Below are 15,149 nucleotides of genomic sequence, written 5' to 3' on the forward strand. Positions count from 1 at the left end.
TATGAAGATAAAGCTTGAAGAACATAGTGTAACTGAACGTTTTTTGCGCTATGTGAAAATAGATACGCAAAGCGATCCCTATTCGGAGACCTCTCCTTCTACGGAGAAGCAAAAGGATCTGGGAAAGGTCTTGGTAAAGGAGCTGCAACAGCTGGGAGTCGAAGATGCCGGGCTGGACGAGTATGGTTATGTCTATGCGACCCTGGAAGCCAACACGGACAGGGATGGTGTACCGGTTATTTGTTTCTGTGCCCACATGGACACGTCGCCCGATTGCAGTGGAACAGGGGTGAGGCCGATCGTTCATAAGAATTATCAGGGCGAAGACCTGGTATTGCCGAACGACACTTCTATCGTCATTCGCGAAAGCGAGCACCCCGATCTGTCCAAACAGCACGGCAATGATATCATTACGGCGAGTGGCGCCACGCTGCTGGGTGCGGACAATAAGGCGGGTGTGGCCGCCATAATGGATGCCGTTGCGCTTCTGGTAGCGCACCCCGAGATCAAGCATGGAAAAATCAGGATTTTGTTTACTCCCGACGAAGAGATAGGGCGGGGCGTAGATCACGTGGATCTGGAAAAGCTGGGGGCAGACTTTGGCTATACCATAGATGGCGAAACGTTGGGCTCTATAGAGGACGAGACCTTTTCTGCCGATGGTGTGGTGGTAACCATAGAAGGGGTGAGCGTGCACCCGGGCTTTGCCAAGGGACGCATGCAAAGTGCCATCAAGATCGCCTCAGAGGTTATCTCCGCGCTGCCGAAGGATAGGCTTTCGCCCGAAAGTACCAGCGGTAGGGATGGATTTATACATCCAGTGGCCGTGAGGGGCTCCGTAGAGCAGGCTACGCTCGAATTTATCATTCGTGATTTCAACAGCGAATTTCTGAAACACTATGAAACCGAATTGGAGCGATTGGTGAAAGAAGTTATATCTCGATACCCAAGGGCTACCTATCGTTTTGAAGTAATAGAGCAATACCGAAACATGAAGGAGGTGCTCAATAAATACCCCAAGGTGATGGATATAGGCATCGCGGCCATCAAGGAGGCAGGGCTGGAGCCGATTGTAAGGAGTATTCGTGGCGGCACGGATGGCTCCAGGCTATCCTTCATGGGGCTACCTTGTCCCAATGTTTTTGCTGGCGAGCATGCCTTTCATGGCAAGCAGGAATGGGTATCTGTACAGGATATGCAAAAAGCTGTCCAGACCATCATCCATATAGCTTCCCTTTGGGAGAAATAGGCCATGGCCTATTTCTCCTTATAAGAGAGCCCCATGTTCTGGAACAGAAAGGCAAACTTGTCTGCCGCCTCTTGAATAATCATGGAGGTGGGCTTGCCGGCGCCATGGCCGGCCTTGGTTTCTATCCGTATGAGCACGGGATTGGTACCATTGTGGTATTCCTGCAATCTAGCGGCAAACTTAAAGGAATGTGCCGGCACTACGCGATCGTCATGGTCTGCAGTGGTAATCAGGGTAGCCGGATAGGACGTTTCCTTCTTCAGCGCATGGTAAGGTGAGTAATGGTAAAGGTACTCGAACATCTCCTTGCTATCGTCTGCCGTGCCGTAATCAAAGGCCCAGCCTGCACCTGCCGTAAATTTATGGTAGCGCAACATGTCCAAAACACCCACCGCAGGAAAAGCGACCCTGAATAGTTCTGGTCGTTGTGTCATAGCGGCGCCTACCAGCAGACCGCCATTGGATCCGCCCGAAATGGCTAAATGGCTCGAAGAGGTGTATTTTTCCTTTATCAGGTACTCAGCCGCGGCGATGAAATCGTCAAATACGTTTTGCTTCTTCGTTTTGGTGCCTGCTAGGTGCCATTTTTCGCCATACTCGCCACCTCCACGGAGGTTAGGCACGGCATATATGCCACCTTGTTCCAGAAAAAGTACATTGGCAATGCTGAACGATGGTGTCAGGCTGATGTTGAACCCACCGTATCCATACAATATGGTCGGATTCTGCCCATCAAGTTTCAGGCCTTTCTTATACGTGATGATCATGGGAACCTTAGTGCCGTCTTTGGAAGAGTAGAAGACCTGTTTGGATTCATACTGCTCGGAATCAAAATCTACCGCTGGTTTTTTGTACAATTCGGATTGGCCAGAAGCAATATCATATTTGAAAATACTGGTCGGATAGGTATAGGAAGTGAAGGAATAGTATAGCTCCTTTTCGTTCCTCTTGGCACCAAAACCTCCGGCAGAGCCTATGCCCGGCAGCTCGATGACGCGTTCTTCCCTGCCGGAATAGTCAAATTGCTTGACCAAGGAGGTGGCATCTTTCAGGTAATTGGCAAAAAGCTTGCCTCCTCCGGTGTTGACCTCCAATACCTGATCGGTTTCCGGTATGACGTCTTTCCAGTGTTCCGGGGTAGGATTGGACAAAGGAGCTTTTACCAACCGGTAATTTGGCGCATCCAGATTGGTATAGATCAAAAGGTGATCGCCATCTGTATCGATAATATAGTGGCTTTTTTCATCGTTGGCTACGACCTTTACGATAGGACTATTGGCAGACTTTAAGTCCTGCACGTATAGTTCATTGCCACTGGTGGTGTTGGCCGCAGTAATGACCAAGAAACGCTCGTCTTCCGTGAGGTAGGCGCCGATATACCTTCTAGGAGTCTCCGTACCGCCAAAGATCATTTGGTCGTCCTGTTGCTTGGTACCCAATTTATGGAAATACAGTTTGTGGTGCTGGGTCAATCCCGATAGCGCACTCCCTTCTTTGGGTTTGTCATAGCTGCTGTAATAAAAGCCCTCGTTGCCCTTCCATGCCAATCCGGTAAACTTGAGGTCGATCAGCGTATCGCCCACGACCTCCTTGTTATCCGTTTTCAGCACGATGGCCTTGCGCCAGTCACTTCCCCCTTCCGATATCTGATAGGCGACGAGGCTGCCATCTTTTGTAAATTCAACGCCTGCCAATGACGTGGTGCCGTCATCCGAAAATTTATTGGGATCTATAAAGACCTCGCTCTTGTCGGTTTCTTTTTCCCTGTAAAGCACGGATTGGTTCTGCAGGCCATCATTTTTGTAGAAATAGGTGTAACCTCCCTCCTTGAAAGGCGCGGAAAACTTTTCGTAGTTCCATAACTTCTCCAGGCGCTCATACATGGCCTTCCGATACGGAATTTGCGAAAGGTAGGCCTGGGTGATGTCGTTTTCTTCCTTTACCCATTCCTTGGTGTCGGCGGCCGTATCGTTTTCCAGCCACCTATAGGGATCTGGCACTTCCGTACCAAAATAGGTGTCTTTTAAATCTCCTTTTTTTGTTGCAGGGTATGGCATTACCTTGATGTCTTGCAAGGCATTGATCTCGTTTTTATTTCCGCCGCATGCGGCTAATCCGATGGACATAAGCAAAAAATATATCTTGTTCTTGTGCATAATGTAGACTGTTTTTATCGCACCATTTTTACATGGCCTAAATTAGTGTTTTTGTGATTATTTGCTGTTCACTTTTGCTGAAATTGTTTATCATGCCATTTTTGTCTAAGTTTGGAGGGTGATAATTGACTGTTTTCTTAATTAAGTATGTTTTCATCTAGACTTCGTTTACTTTTCGTCGGAATAATTTGTTTTTTTGATTTTACGTTTGCTCAAGAACGCTACGAGCTCGATTCAGGTTGGCAGATGATGCGGCAAGATGCCGTGAAACAAGGTGGGCAAGAGATTTCCTCGACCGCTTACAAACTGAAAGGATGGCAAAAGGCCACAGTGCCCGGGACGGTACTCACTTCTTTGGTCGCCAATGGCGATATGCCCGACCCATTTTGGGGCATGAACAATGAGAAAATTCCGGACATCTACGAGACAGGTTCAGATTTCTATACCTATTGGTTCGCAAAGGATTTTAAAGAGGAAAAACCGAAGGAAGGCCAGCAGGTATGGTTATCTTTCAGGGGCATCAACTACAGCTGCGACGTATACCTCAACGGGAAGAAGGTGAACGAAACGCCATTTAAGGGGATGTACCTGCGTAGAAAATTCAATATTACCAACTTGTTGTCGGCAGATGGCAACAACCGCCTGGCCGTGATCGTGCGTCCACCCGATTTCGTGGGAGAGCCCAACGGTGGGCAGGGAGGGGATGGCCAGATTGCCAAAAACGTGGGCTTGCAATATACGGCGGGTTGGGACTGGATACGGCCCATTCGCGATAGGAATACAGGCATATGGGACAAAGTGTTCATCGAGAAAACGGGAAGGGTAGATCTCTTGAATCCGCATGTGGTGACACTGGTGCCGGGCAAGCGGATGCCTCAAGATAAGCAGCAGGCACCGGCGACCCTTCGGGTCAGTGCCGAGTTGGTCAATGCGTCGGATCAGCCCATTTCAGGTATCCTGCACTATACACTGGAAGGAGAGGATATAAAAACCCGAGTTCGGTTAGAACCAAAAGAGAAAAAGACAGTACAACTGCCCGATTTTGTCTTGCAAAACCCGCAATTATGGTGGCCGCATCAATATGGTCAACAGCATCTTTATCATTCGCAACTGAAGTTCATAGCCAGTGACGGCGAGTTGCAAGACGTAGAAGATGTGCGCTTTGGGGTGCGGGAAATACAGACATCGTGGAACGAACGGACTCGCAGTAAAGAAATTGCCGTCAATGGGCAGCCTATTTTTATCAAGGGAGGGAACTGGATCATATCTGACGCGATGCTGCGCTTCTCGGACGAGCGGTATGATGCCGAGATCAGGTTTCATCGCGATATGAACCTCAACTTGATACGCATATGGGGAGGAGCTATTACGGAACGTCCCGAGTTTTACGAGGCCTGCGACCGGTATGGGCTTTTGGTCATGCAGGATTTTTGGATTTCGGGCGATTGCAACGGACGCTGGGAAGATCCCAAGAAGCTGGAGGATCAATGGACAAGGAGAAAATACCCGGACGACCACGGCCTGTTCCTGGAATCTGCGGCAGACATGATAAAAATGGTGCGCAACCACCCTTCGCTAGCCATTTGGTGCGGCGGTAATGAAATAACGCCACCCGAAGATATTTTGGTAAGCCTCAGAGATTCCCTGTTGCCCCAATTGGACGGTACCCGTTGGTTTGTGGACTATTCCAACTCCAATGATATGTCGTTTAACTTCATCGGTGGCAATGGCGATGGTCCCTACGGCATACAGCCCGTATCTGTGTTCTACGACGAGCGGACTTATCCTTTCAATAGCGAAGTAGGTTCGGTGGGGGTAGGCGATATCGTTTCCCTGAGACGTTTTCTGGATGAGGAAAACTTGGCGGCACCCCTGTGGGATAGCATCGTCCGCAAGGAAAGCTGGGATTCGGTGTGGGACTACCATACCTATATTGGCTATGGGGAACACGTTGCTCCATATGGAGAAACAGCCGATATAACGGATTGGGCAAAAAAGGCACAGTTGGTCAACTATGACCAATACCGCGCCCTGATGGAAGGCTTTAGTTCTCATATGTGGGACTGGTATACGGGTACCATGATATGGAAGACGCAAAATCCGTGGACGTCCATGCGCGGGCAGATGTACGACTATTACCTTGACCCAAATGCTTCCTTGTATGGATTGCGTAATGGTAGTGAGCCGGTACACGCCATGTATAATCCCAGTAATGGTTTCGTCACTTTGATAAACCACCAATTTGAAAAGCAAAATAACCTGATGCTGCTGGTAAAGGCCTTTGATATGAGCGGAAAGGAAACAAAGCTAGTGCAGGTTTTCTGTTATCTGGAACCTTCCACCGTGAAGCCTGTCTTGTCCTTGAAAAAGCAAATTGAGGAACTGGCCAGTGAGAAAGGGCTTTTCCTGCAATTACAATTGTTAAGGGAGAATCAATCACTAGTGAGCCAAAATTTCTATTGGTTGCCGGACAGCAAGGGGCAATACAGTGGCTTGCAAGGATTGGCGCAGGCAAAGATGCGCGCCTCTGCCAAAAAGCTGAATGATGAAAGTATCCTATTGGAGTTGATCAATGATGGGCTGGGGCCTGTAGCCTTCTTCAATCGAGTCTCGCTGGTGGATGGCAAGACGGGAGAAAGAATACTGCCTACTTTCTATGATGATAATTACTTTTCGTTGTCGCCAGGTGGTAAAAGAAGTATCAAGCTCCACTGCGCCAAAGACAAGTGGGGCGCTGGCGCTCAGGTAGAGTTGGAAGGCTGGAATGTGGGAAAGCAATTGATAGAGATAAAATGAGTGGAGATAGCGCCATGCGCAACAAAATATATTTTGCGTCGGATTTTCATCTAGGGGTTCCTAACTACCAAAAAAGCCGGGAGCGTGAAGATCGCATTGTGCGTTGGCTAGACCACATCAAGCAGGATGCTGCCGAATTGTACCTGATGGGAGATGTCTTTGATTTTTGGTTTGAATACAGGACGGCGGTGCCTCGGGGATTTGTGCGCTTTCTGGGCAAGCTGGCGGAACTTTCGGACCTGGGGGTTCACATTACTTTTTTCAAGGGCAACCATGATATGTGGATGTTTGGCTATCTCAAGGAGGAAATCGGAGCCACGATCATTTCCGACGAACTGATCATAGAACGAAATGGCAAGCGTTTTTTTCTGCATCATGGCGACGGGCTAGGCCCGGGAGACAGGAAATATAAGTTTTTAAAGCGCTTTTTCCGGAGCAATTTCTGCCAATGGCTTTTCGCGCGGATTCACCCCAATCTGGGTATAGGCATAGCCCTGCGCTGGTCCCAACATAGCCGTATAGCCAACGGGAAGAAAGAGCAGCGCAAGGTAGACGAGCAGGAATGGTTAATCGTGTACACCAAGGAGGTGTTGACGCATACCTATTACGATTACCTCATCTTCGGACATCGGCATCTTCCTCTGGACGTGAAGTTAAGTGGCGGTAGTCGCTACATCAATCTGGGAGAATGGATGAACTTTAACAGCTATGCCGTTTTTGACGGAGAAACCGTACATCTCATGGAATGGGAGGGGTGATGCAAGTTTCCATCTATTTTGATTATTTTTGCAAACCCATTGCCGAATAAGGGGGGTAATAGGAAAATATACAAACATGCTAGATAAATTAGAAGCTATAAAACAGCGTTGGGAAGATGTGGAGAAGGAGTTGAGTAATCCGGATACCATAAGCGATATGCGGCGTTTTGCCAAGCTAAACAAAGAATACAAGGACCTTTCCAAGATCGTGGAGCAATACCACATCTACAAAAATATAGTAAGCAATATAGATGCCAATAAGGAAATCTTAGCCAATGAGAAAGATCAGGAATTGAAGGATATGGCGAAGGAAGACCTCGATCAACTGTTGGAAGAAAAGGACAAGAAAGAGGACGAGATACGCCTGATGCTAATTCCTAAAGACCCGGAGGATTTTAAGAATGCTATCTTGGAGATCCGTGGTGGTACGGGAGGAGATGAAGCTGCCTTGTTTGCCGGTGACTTGTATAGAATGTATACGCGTTATTTCGAGAAGAAAGGCTGGCGTACTGAGGTATTGGATGTAACGGAAGGCACCGCCGGCGGCTATAAGGAGGTTGTCCTGAAGGTCATCGGCGAAGATGTGTACGGCACGTTGAAATACGAATCGGGTGTACATCGTGTGCAACGTGTGCCGGATACTGAAACACAAGGGCGGGTGCATACTTCCGCGGCATCTGTAGCCGTATTGCCCGAAGCAGAGGAGGTGGATGTGGAAATCAACCCTGCGGACGTGGATATGCAAACTTCGCGTTCAGGGGGTGCTGGCGGACAGAACGTCAATAAAGTGGAGACAAAGGTACAGCTTACGCACCGACCTTCTGGCATTGTGGTGGTTTGTCAGGTAGAACGTTCGCAATTAGCCAACCGCGAATTGGCAATGGAAATGCTTCGAAGCAAGCTCTATGAGCGGGAAGTGCAGAAAAAGCATGGCGATATCGCCGCAAAGCGTAAAACGATGGTCTCTACCGGCGACCGCTCGGCCAAGATAAGGACCTACAATTTCCCTCAAGGACGCTTGACCGAACACCGTATCGGTTTGACACTTTATAATTTGCCATCCGTATTGGACGGCGATATACAGGATATTATAGATGCCCTCCAATTTGCAGAGAATGCAGAGAAAATGAAAGAAGGGGAAACTTTATAGATTAGCATAATAATACCAATAGAGCGGGCTGGATCTCGCTGCTTAACGTCATGACAAAGCAACATCCTAGAACAGGGCCTCTAAAAAGTTTTTCTCTTAAAAAAAACTCATAGATTAGGGGCTTGGATTTTGTTGTTTTTTATCATCAAAGGAATTTCGTATGCCTTTAAAAGAGCAAAAGAAAGCGCTAGTTAAACTATTGGTTTATTCTTCGTTCGTTTACCTTGCCGCCAAGGTGAAGCGAAATTTGAGCAATAGCAGGAAAGTGCCTGTGAGGGTAACCAGCAGATTGCCAAAGCCTAGCAATGAACATCAATCTGGATTTTTCTCCGCAATGAGCTACAATATAGCGGGACTACCTGGTATCATCTCACAGGCCATTACGGATAGGAAGTCCAGTACGGCCTTGATAGGCAATAAAATCAACGAATACGACATCGTCAATGTCCAGGAAGATTTCAATTTTCATGCTGCCTTGTACGATGAAGGCAATAAGCATCCTTATCGCACCGTAACCAAGGGACCTGCCCTATGGGGCGATGGCCTCAACACCTTGTCGCGTTTCCCTATCTACGAACTGAAACGCGTGCCCTGGAGGCATTGTACGGCCTCCAATTGCTTCACTCCCAAAGGATTTTCCTATTGCCGTATAGGTTTGGCAAAAGAGGTGTTCATAGACCTGTACAACGTGCACGCCAACGCCTATGAAGATGCAAAATCGGCCTATGCCCGCAGGCTGAATATGAGGCAGCTTCTGGCTTTTATCCAGGCCAATTCCGAGGGCGAAGCGGTATTGGTCATGGGCGATATGAACAGCTCGTACAGCGACCCCAGGGACAATGTAAAAGAACTGGTGAAAAAAGCAGGTCTCACCGATACGTGGATCGAATTGATGAATGGCAATCAGCTACCGGAAATCTTAGAGAGCATAAAATATTTGCCTTTGTTGGATATAGACCATCTGTCTGAGTCCATAGACAAAATATTTTACAGGAGCAGCCGGAAAATCAAGTTGAAGCCTAGCAACTACCGCATAGAAGGCAAGAAGTTTACAGATGGCAATAGACTTCCCTTATCCGATCATTTGCCCGTGGCAGTCGATTTTGAGTGGAAACTGACCTAGCTGTTTAGCGATAAAAAATATCGGCAAAAAGTTTGCAATTAAAAAAAACACGCTATATTTGCAGTCCCAAAAACAAGGGAAATAGGTCCGGTAGTTCAGCTGGTTAGAATACATGCCTGTCACGCATGGGGTCGCGGGTTCGAGTCCCGTCCGGACCGCTGAAAACTAGGAGTAGGTTAAACTCGAGTTCTTTACATAAATTATTTGGTTCGGTAGTTCAGCTGGTTAGAATACATGCCTGTCACGCATGGGGTCGCGGGTTCGAGTCCCGTCCGGACCGCTGAAAATTCCCCCTCTACGCATAGTAGAGGGGGTTTTTCTATTAATGGGGGTAAAGCCCCACCAAAAGTCCCACTAAAAAAGGGGGCTGGTAAATATTTTAAAAGCATGGGATCATTGCCAAAATACAAAGAACCAAAGATCATCCGAGCAAAGCGTGGGTGGTTTATTGCTTTGTATTACCTTCGTCCTGATTCTAGCGGATATAAAAGATTTGAGCTATCAGGTGGCATAAACTATGTTCACGACTTAGGTGAAAGGGAAAAAGAAATTCAGGCAATGCTTAAATTTCTTAAAAAAGAATTGGAACAGGGCTTCAATCCTTTCTTCCCTGACATTGAGGAAAGGTATGAAAACGCCATTCAAGAAAAAAAGCAATCCATTGTAAAAGCAGAAAGAGAAATGAGCGGATGGGATCTTCTTACGGGATTGGAGAAATTTACCGCCGATTGCAGGGCGAGGAATTTAGCCGAAAGAACGGTATCGACCTATGAAAGTTTCATAAATAACATTAAGGAATGGATAGAAGCGAACGAAAAAGTAGATATGAGGGTTTGCGAGGCAACCTTATCAGATATGCTCGAATTTCTTGATACCTACTATGACGAGGAAGGTTGGTCACCACGTACCTATAACAATCATGCTAAATTCTTGGTAACGCTTTTTGGAAGGCTTAAAAAACTTGAAAAAAGGGAAAACCCCGACATAGAATATCGCATTGATCTTTCAGATATAGAGCTGAAAAAAGATCGGGCTGAAAAGAACCGGTATTATACACCGGCAGTAGCAGAGAGAGTAAAGAAGGAGCTGGAAAAGGATTCGGACTTGTACAATTACGTGAAATGGATATTTTACTCGTGTATGAGGCCACGGGAGATAAGGTTGCTACAAGTGAAGCATATTGACCTGAACGCACGGCAGATCAAGGCTATTGCCCCTACAGCGAAAACGGGGGATAGGTATGTTCCTATTAGCGATGAATTGATGGAGTTGATCCAGTCGATGTCATTAACTGAATTACCTCTTAATTTCTACGTATTTGGAAGGGGTAATAAACCTAGCGAATTTAAGACCAATAAGGACGGTTTTAGCGTTAGATACAAACCGATCAAAGATCAACTAGGGTTGGATAATAAATATACGCTGTACGGCTGGAAACACACTAGAGTGGTTAATCTTTTAATGGCCGGTTTTAGTGATCAGGAAGTGATGACCCTTACTGGTCATACGGATTATCAAAGTTTCATGGCATACAAGAGGGAGTTAATGGTAGACAGTAGTATTATGAAAGGCAAAACCATTTCCCTTTAATATAAAATTTGTACTTGACTAATTAATTCATGGAAGGTGTCGTAAAATTGATCTCTTGTAATTTTATTGCCGAAGTAAAGAAAGTATCGGTTAGTAGGGAGAAAAGTATTTACTTTTCTTCCATCAATCGTTATACACCATTTAGTAACTTTTGGGTTGTTCCAATCAACCTTAAATCCATCTAGTTTATTGAAATGATCACGGTACTCTACCAGCTTAGCCAATGCTAACAAAGCTTCTGCCCGTTTATTGGACGGAATTGGCTGATCGGTACGATCAGTTATTGAGATTACGTTATTTTGAGCATTATTGGACGGTTGTTTATTAAAGCAACGCATAAACACTTTTTTGAACGTTATTGATCGTCCAAAAATCATGGGTTGGTGCTAAATTGCAAATACGCTATACAGCGTAATAACGTAATGTATTTACCGTAATTACCATCTACGTAAAAGTACGTATTAGCTATTTTTTGGATTCCAGTTTTCGAATTAGGTCTAATCTGCTTGAAACGCCAGTTTTTGAATATATGTTTTGAACATGGGTTGTAACTGTTCTTGGAGATATAAAAAGTCTTTCGGCAATATCCTTATATTTATTTCCCTTCCATATCAACAGTGCTATTTCGATTTCTCGTTGGGTTAAATTATAAGATTTAGCTCCGATTATGAAAAGCTCTTCGCCTTGTGATTCTTTGAATAATAACAACCTTTTGTCCTCTTCCCTTTGCTGGCGTATGTCATTCCTTACAAATATAATTGCAATAATAGCCATACCTATATTTGTTGGCCAGATTTCAATGGCATGAGGATACTGAAAAAAGGTGATTGCCGGAAGGGTTACCCAAGGGATAACGGCAAGATAGGTAAGATACGCTTCGGATGATAAATCGAATTGATATTTAAATTTAATGTAGATCGCCCTGTACATTTGTATTATAAGCACTATGGAATAGAAAAATGGAAGTACAACCGCATGTTGAACCGATTGTTCCAAGTCTTGTGTTAATGGGTATTCTATGCATAAGAAGATAATAAATGGCAAAAAAATAAACAGCCATGTTCCATAATGAGCATGAAACTTCATGTTTTTTAATTCAAGTCCTTTAAAGAAATAAAAAGGGATGTAGCTCGAAAGCAAAAAGCCCGACCCGTAAGCGATAATATTAAAGTATATTTTAGAGCCTTGGGATAAAGCCGTCTGATCTGAAATCACCCAGCCAAGAAAATTGTAGACAATCAGCAACAAAAGTAAAACGATGAAGTATAATCTGTGCTTATTTGATGGGCGGTTAATAATGGAAACCAACTGGTAAAACAACATAAATGCTTCCAGCCCAATAAATAAAAATGTAATCATTGATGCAAAGCGACTTGTATGTAATCTCCGAGTATTGCCTATTTGGGAGACAATGTACGGCATATGTGCAAAGACGTTGTCAACTATTAGATCGCGACAACAGGTAAATCAACTTTTTTTAATATTGGGGGCAAAACTAAGAAAAAGATTCATTACGTGGGTTATCTTTTTCGTCCCCTGTGTTCATCGATTTCGTCTGCAAAAGGCAGGGGTAGATTGGGGTTATTCACATGATGAAGTAATGTGTCTGCCCAAACGGGAAGTGTGTTTGTCCTGAAAATTTCCTTGCCGTTTTCCGATGCGAATACAATCTCTGTTTTGCGATCTTTACCCAAAGGGTTATCAACCAACATGACAGTATCGAAGTCGTTGTAATTGCTAATAGCGTTACGCAATCCGTGTTTGAAATTAAGTTCAATACTTGTAATGGGAACCAAGTGACCTCCAGACTGAACTCTTTGAGAAACGCGTTGAACAGAATCCTCAATTGTGTTAAGTCCCATAAATATCAACTGTAGGGAATATCCATGCTGGCGAAAAGAAAGATAAAATTCCCTATCCCTTGGATCAAGAAAATTACTCTCGTAGTAGATTGGCCGGTTTAGGATCAAAGCACCTTCAATGAGGTTTTTGGTTTTTCTTTCAGCTTGTTGTAGATTTTTGGATTCTTCCCTTATTTTATCCCCGTTGATTATAACGGCATTATCGGGCGCAAGATATTGCGCAAGGGTACTCTTGCCAGCCCCATTTGGGCCGGCAGCGAAAATAAACTCTGACATGGCTCTAGTATTCCTTTAATTTTTTGGCAACCATTGAAGTGGTATTGATTTCCACCAGTTCTTCATGACCATCGGGATAAAGGTAAATCCATTGATTTGGGAGTTGACACCGGCTGTCCTTATAAGCCTCGGGAATGTTGGCATTTTTGAGTTTTGATTTTAATTTGGTAACACCTTTTGATAAACGGTCTTGCCGATCCTGTAGGTTTCCTAAACTGCTATTTAAAATTAACTCTGCCATACTAATGTTTGATAAATCAAAAATAGGGATTGTATGGTAAATTCCCAAATTACTTCTTACCGGTCAAAATCTGATAACGGGATATTACCGCCCACTTTGTTCTTCCTAAGTGTGCCTGTAATTCTTTATTGGACATAGATTTGTAATTATTCTTAAGGAATTCATCTTCCTCGGAAGTCCAATTTTCGGCTTTACGTACATTATGTCTACTAGCCATTTTCCGTAAAGCGGCCGAAGATATGCCGAAAATAGCAGCCAGCAAAGGACTTCGGTAAAGCGGATAGATAATTGAAAAATACTTCTTAAGAAAATTTTTACGAACCTCGGCTTCGGGATAAAACCGGTCAAAAAAAGACACCAAAGTATCATCATCATACGTATTGACGGTAATAAGCTTAACGGCCAAGGCATCCCTGTCTTTTGCTTTTTGCTGTCCCTTTTCGAAAAGTTCGATTAATCCCATGTTATCAAATATACCTTTATTGGTCAAATTTAAGTATTCCTCTTGTTAAATTGTTGTGGTGTGTGACAAAATTGCCGTAACGATATTAAAATAGCCCTTAGCTGAAGGGGACAATTCAAAATCCACAAACGAACCTTCTTGGACTTCCTTGAAATCCAAATTTCCTTTTCTAGGAGAATAGATTCCGCTTCTTTTATCCCGAAAGCAATTCAGGATGATATGTTCCCCAAATTCAGTCGTTACATAGATTTTCAGATAAAAGAAGTATCCCGAATTATTTTTCGGCCATTGTTTGGATATTATCTGACCTTTGAATTTTAAGCTCATTATTGGGCTACCGAATTCATGAACATATTTAAAGTTTTCTAGTGGCATAAGTGTTTTATATTTTTTTTAATTTGCTAACGATCATACGTAGAGCCTTTGCATCATCGGTGGATAGCCCGCGTTTCCATTTGTTTTTCAACTTCCACCATTCCATTGCCGATATACCCTGTTGAAAATCACCATCGGGATCAAGTCCGGCATTGGAAAGAGCCAAACGTATAAAATCATCCTCTTTCTTTATTTCTTCATGTTTGGCCTTGAACAGTTCGTTCAGGATAGGGATGTATTGTAAATAATCTTCCCGTCCGATTCTTGTATGCAGGTAAAATTCGAGGGTTTTCAACTGATCCCTGCCGATAGCATCGTAATTTATCAAACAGGCATCGCCCCTGAATATTTCAAAGGATAAACGGTTTTTTCTCACCATGTCGGTTGAAAAACTACTGTAATCTGCCCAAGTCCAAGCACGTTCCGAGGTAGAATGGAATTTTATAAAAAGTACGTTCTTTACTCCATTCCAACTGCTTACTTCCTCTGAAAACACCGTATATATACCGGTATTCGGTGGATTAGGAACATTGTAATCATTGGAATAATATTGCTTAAAATATCTTTCCTTCCGATATCGATAGTCATCGAAAAGCTTACTGATCCAAAATATCCGGCTACCTTCCTGAATATCTTTATTAAGGCTTGCCATCCAAGTTCTGAACGGTGGTACACTGGACGGCAGCTGGCGGTCTTGGTCATCATCATATATGAAACGGACATACTTAGTGGCCATCTCCGGCCTGAACAGGCTGACTGTATCCGCTTCGTTCGGAAAACAGGGAGATCTTTCAATGATACCCTGTAACAAAACCATATTTAATTTCACTACCAAACGGATAAACTTAAAAACAGGCAATAAACTCACTTAACTTACTGATTATCAGTAAATATTTTCATTAGATAAAAAAGCCNCCCCCCCCTGTTTTTTAGAACAGTTCTACCTGTATACAAGGTGGTTTATTTCGTTTTTTCTGTTTGCTGTAAGTTCTCCTGCTGTTCTGCACCATCCAATATATCTCAAGATTACTGATTAAATGGATTCTTATCAGTGCAGCAATGGTGGAAAACGCCTTTTTGCTCTGGGATTTTACCCGGAGAACCTGCAAC

The 15,149-nt window shown here is 44.3% G+C and carries 15 protein-coding genes and 2 tRNA genes; 8 read left to right on the plus strand and 9 right to left on the minus strand.

All coding sequences use genetic code 11. The features are described 5' to 3' along the window. Position 1 precedes the first annotated feature (1 nt). Positions 2 to 1,249: a peptidase T gene (gene pepT, locus A37S_RS0101110; RefSeq protein ID WP_028295400.1), complete on the plus strand. Its 1,248-nt coding sequence runs from the start codon at positions 2 to 4 to the stop codon at positions 1,247 to 1,249. 8 nt (positions 1,250 to 1,257) lie between these two features. Here pepT and A37S_RS0101115 read toward each other — a convergent pair whose 3' ends face one another. Beyond that, positions 1,258 to 3,405: a prolyl oligopeptidase family serine peptidase gene (locus A37S_RS0101115; protein ID WP_028295401.1), complete on the minus strand. Its 2,148-nt coding sequence runs from the start codon at positions 3,403 to 3,405 to the stop codon at positions 1,258 to 1,260. Positions 3,406 to 3,552: 147 nt separating this feature from the next. Here A37S_RS0101115 and A37S_RS0101120 point away from each other — a divergent pair, with 147 nt between their 5' ends. The 7 genes from A37S_RS0101120 (at position 3,553) to A37S_RS27355 (ending at position 10,822) form a co-directional block, all read left to right on the plus strand. Next, the gene (locus tag A37S_RS0101120; protein ID WP_028295402.1) at positions 3,553 to 6,201 is read left to right on the plus strand and encodes a glycoside hydrolase family 2 protein; all 2,649 of its coding nucleotides are present in this window, start codon (positions 3,553 to 3,555) and stop codon (positions 6,199 to 6,201) included. Beyond that, on the plus strand, positions 6,198 to 6,959 hold the full coding sequence (locus tag A37S_RS0101125; RefSeq protein WP_245586279.1) for a UDP-2,3-diacylglucosamine diphosphatase: 762 nt from the start codon (positions 6,198 to 6,200) through the stop codon (positions 6,957 to 6,959). Before A37S_RS0101120 ends, A37S_RS0101125 begins: the two co-directional genes overlap by 4 nt. 76 nt (positions 6,960 to 7,035) lie before the next feature. Then, entirely contained in the window at positions 7,036 to 8,109 is a 1,074-nt protein-coding gene (prfA, locus tag A37S_RS0101130) for a peptide chain release factor 1 (protein ID WP_028295404.1), read from the plus strand. A 160-nt stretch (positions 8,110 to 8,269) separates the two neighbouring features. Next, entirely contained in the window at positions 8,270 to 9,232 is a 963-nt protein-coding gene (locus tag A37S_RS23140; RefSeq protein ID WP_051292623.1) for an endonuclease/exonuclease/phosphatase family protein, read from the plus strand. 84 nt (positions 9,233 to 9,316) lie between these two features. After that, a tRNA-Asp gene (locus tag A37S_RS0101140) sits at positions 9,317 to 9,390 on the plus strand. A 48-nt stretch (positions 9,391 to 9,438) separates the two neighbouring features. Further along, positions 9,439 to 9,512, plus strand: a tRNA-Asp gene (locus A37S_RS0101145). A 107-nt stretch (positions 9,513 to 9,619) separates the two neighbouring features. Continuing rightward, entirely contained in the window at positions 9,620 to 10,822 is a 1,203-nt protein-coding gene (locus tag A37S_RS27355) for a tyrosine-type recombinase/integrase (RefSeq protein WP_028295405.1), read from the plus strand. Here A37S_RS27355 and A37S_RS0101155 read toward each other — a convergent pair. The 8 genes from A37S_RS0101155 to A37S_RS27670 all read right to left on the minus strand — a co-directional run. Next, positions 10,819 to 11,160, minus strand: a complete 342-nt coding sequence (locus tag A37S_RS0101155) for a hypothetical protein (protein WP_157278287.1) — start codon at positions 11,158 to 11,160, stop codon at positions 10,819 to 10,821. The genes A37S_RS27355 and A37S_RS0101155 overlap by 4 nt on opposite strands. 127 nt (positions 11,161 to 11,287) lie before the next feature. Then, entirely contained in the window at positions 11,288 to 12,181 is an 894-nt protein-coding gene (locus tag A37S_RS25995) for a response regulator transcription factor (RefSeq protein ID WP_051292624.1), read from the minus strand. 161 nt (positions 12,182 to 12,342) lie between these two features. Further along, a complete protein-coding gene (locus A37S_RS0101165; protein WP_028295408.1) occupies positions 12,343 to 12,960 on the minus strand; it encodes a zeta toxin family protein in 618 nt (205 codons plus the stop codon). A gap of 4 nt (positions 12,961 to 12,964) precedes the next feature. After that, positions 12,965 to 13,201 (minus strand): hypothetical protein, encoded by a 237-nt coding sequence (locus A37S_RS0101170; protein ID WP_028295409.1) that lies wholly within the window; start codon positions 13,199 to 13,201, stop codon positions 12,965 to 12,967. 49 nt (positions 13,202 to 13,250) lie between these two features. After that, entirely contained in the window at positions 13,251 to 13,664 is a 414-nt protein-coding gene (locus A37S_RS0101175; RefSeq protein ID WP_028295410.1) for a hypothetical protein, read from the minus strand. A 45-nt stretch (positions 13,665 to 13,709) separates the two neighbouring features. Beyond that, positions 13,710 to 14,039 (minus strand): hypothetical protein, encoded by a 330-nt coding sequence (locus tag A37S_RS0101180; protein ID WP_028295411.1) that lies wholly within the window; start codon positions 14,037 to 14,039, stop codon positions 13,710 to 13,712. A gap of 7 nt (positions 14,040 to 14,046) precedes the next feature. Beyond that, positions 14,047 to 14,907 (minus strand): hypothetical protein, encoded by an 861-nt coding sequence (locus A37S_RS0101185; protein ID WP_169719411.1) that lies wholly within the window; start codon positions 14,905 to 14,907, stop codon positions 14,047 to 14,049. 61 nt (positions 14,908 to 14,968) lie between these two features. Next, a partial coding sequence (locus tag A37S_RS27670) for a hypothetical protein (protein ID WP_028295413.1) occupies positions 14,969 to 15,149 on the minus strand: 181 nt, incomplete at its 5' end.

It is taken from the genome of Olivibacter sitiensis DSM 17696 (assembly GCF_000427965.1).
GTDB lineage: Bacteria > Bacteroidota > Bacteroidia > Sphingobacteriales > Sphingobacteriaceae > Olivibacter > Olivibacter sitiensis.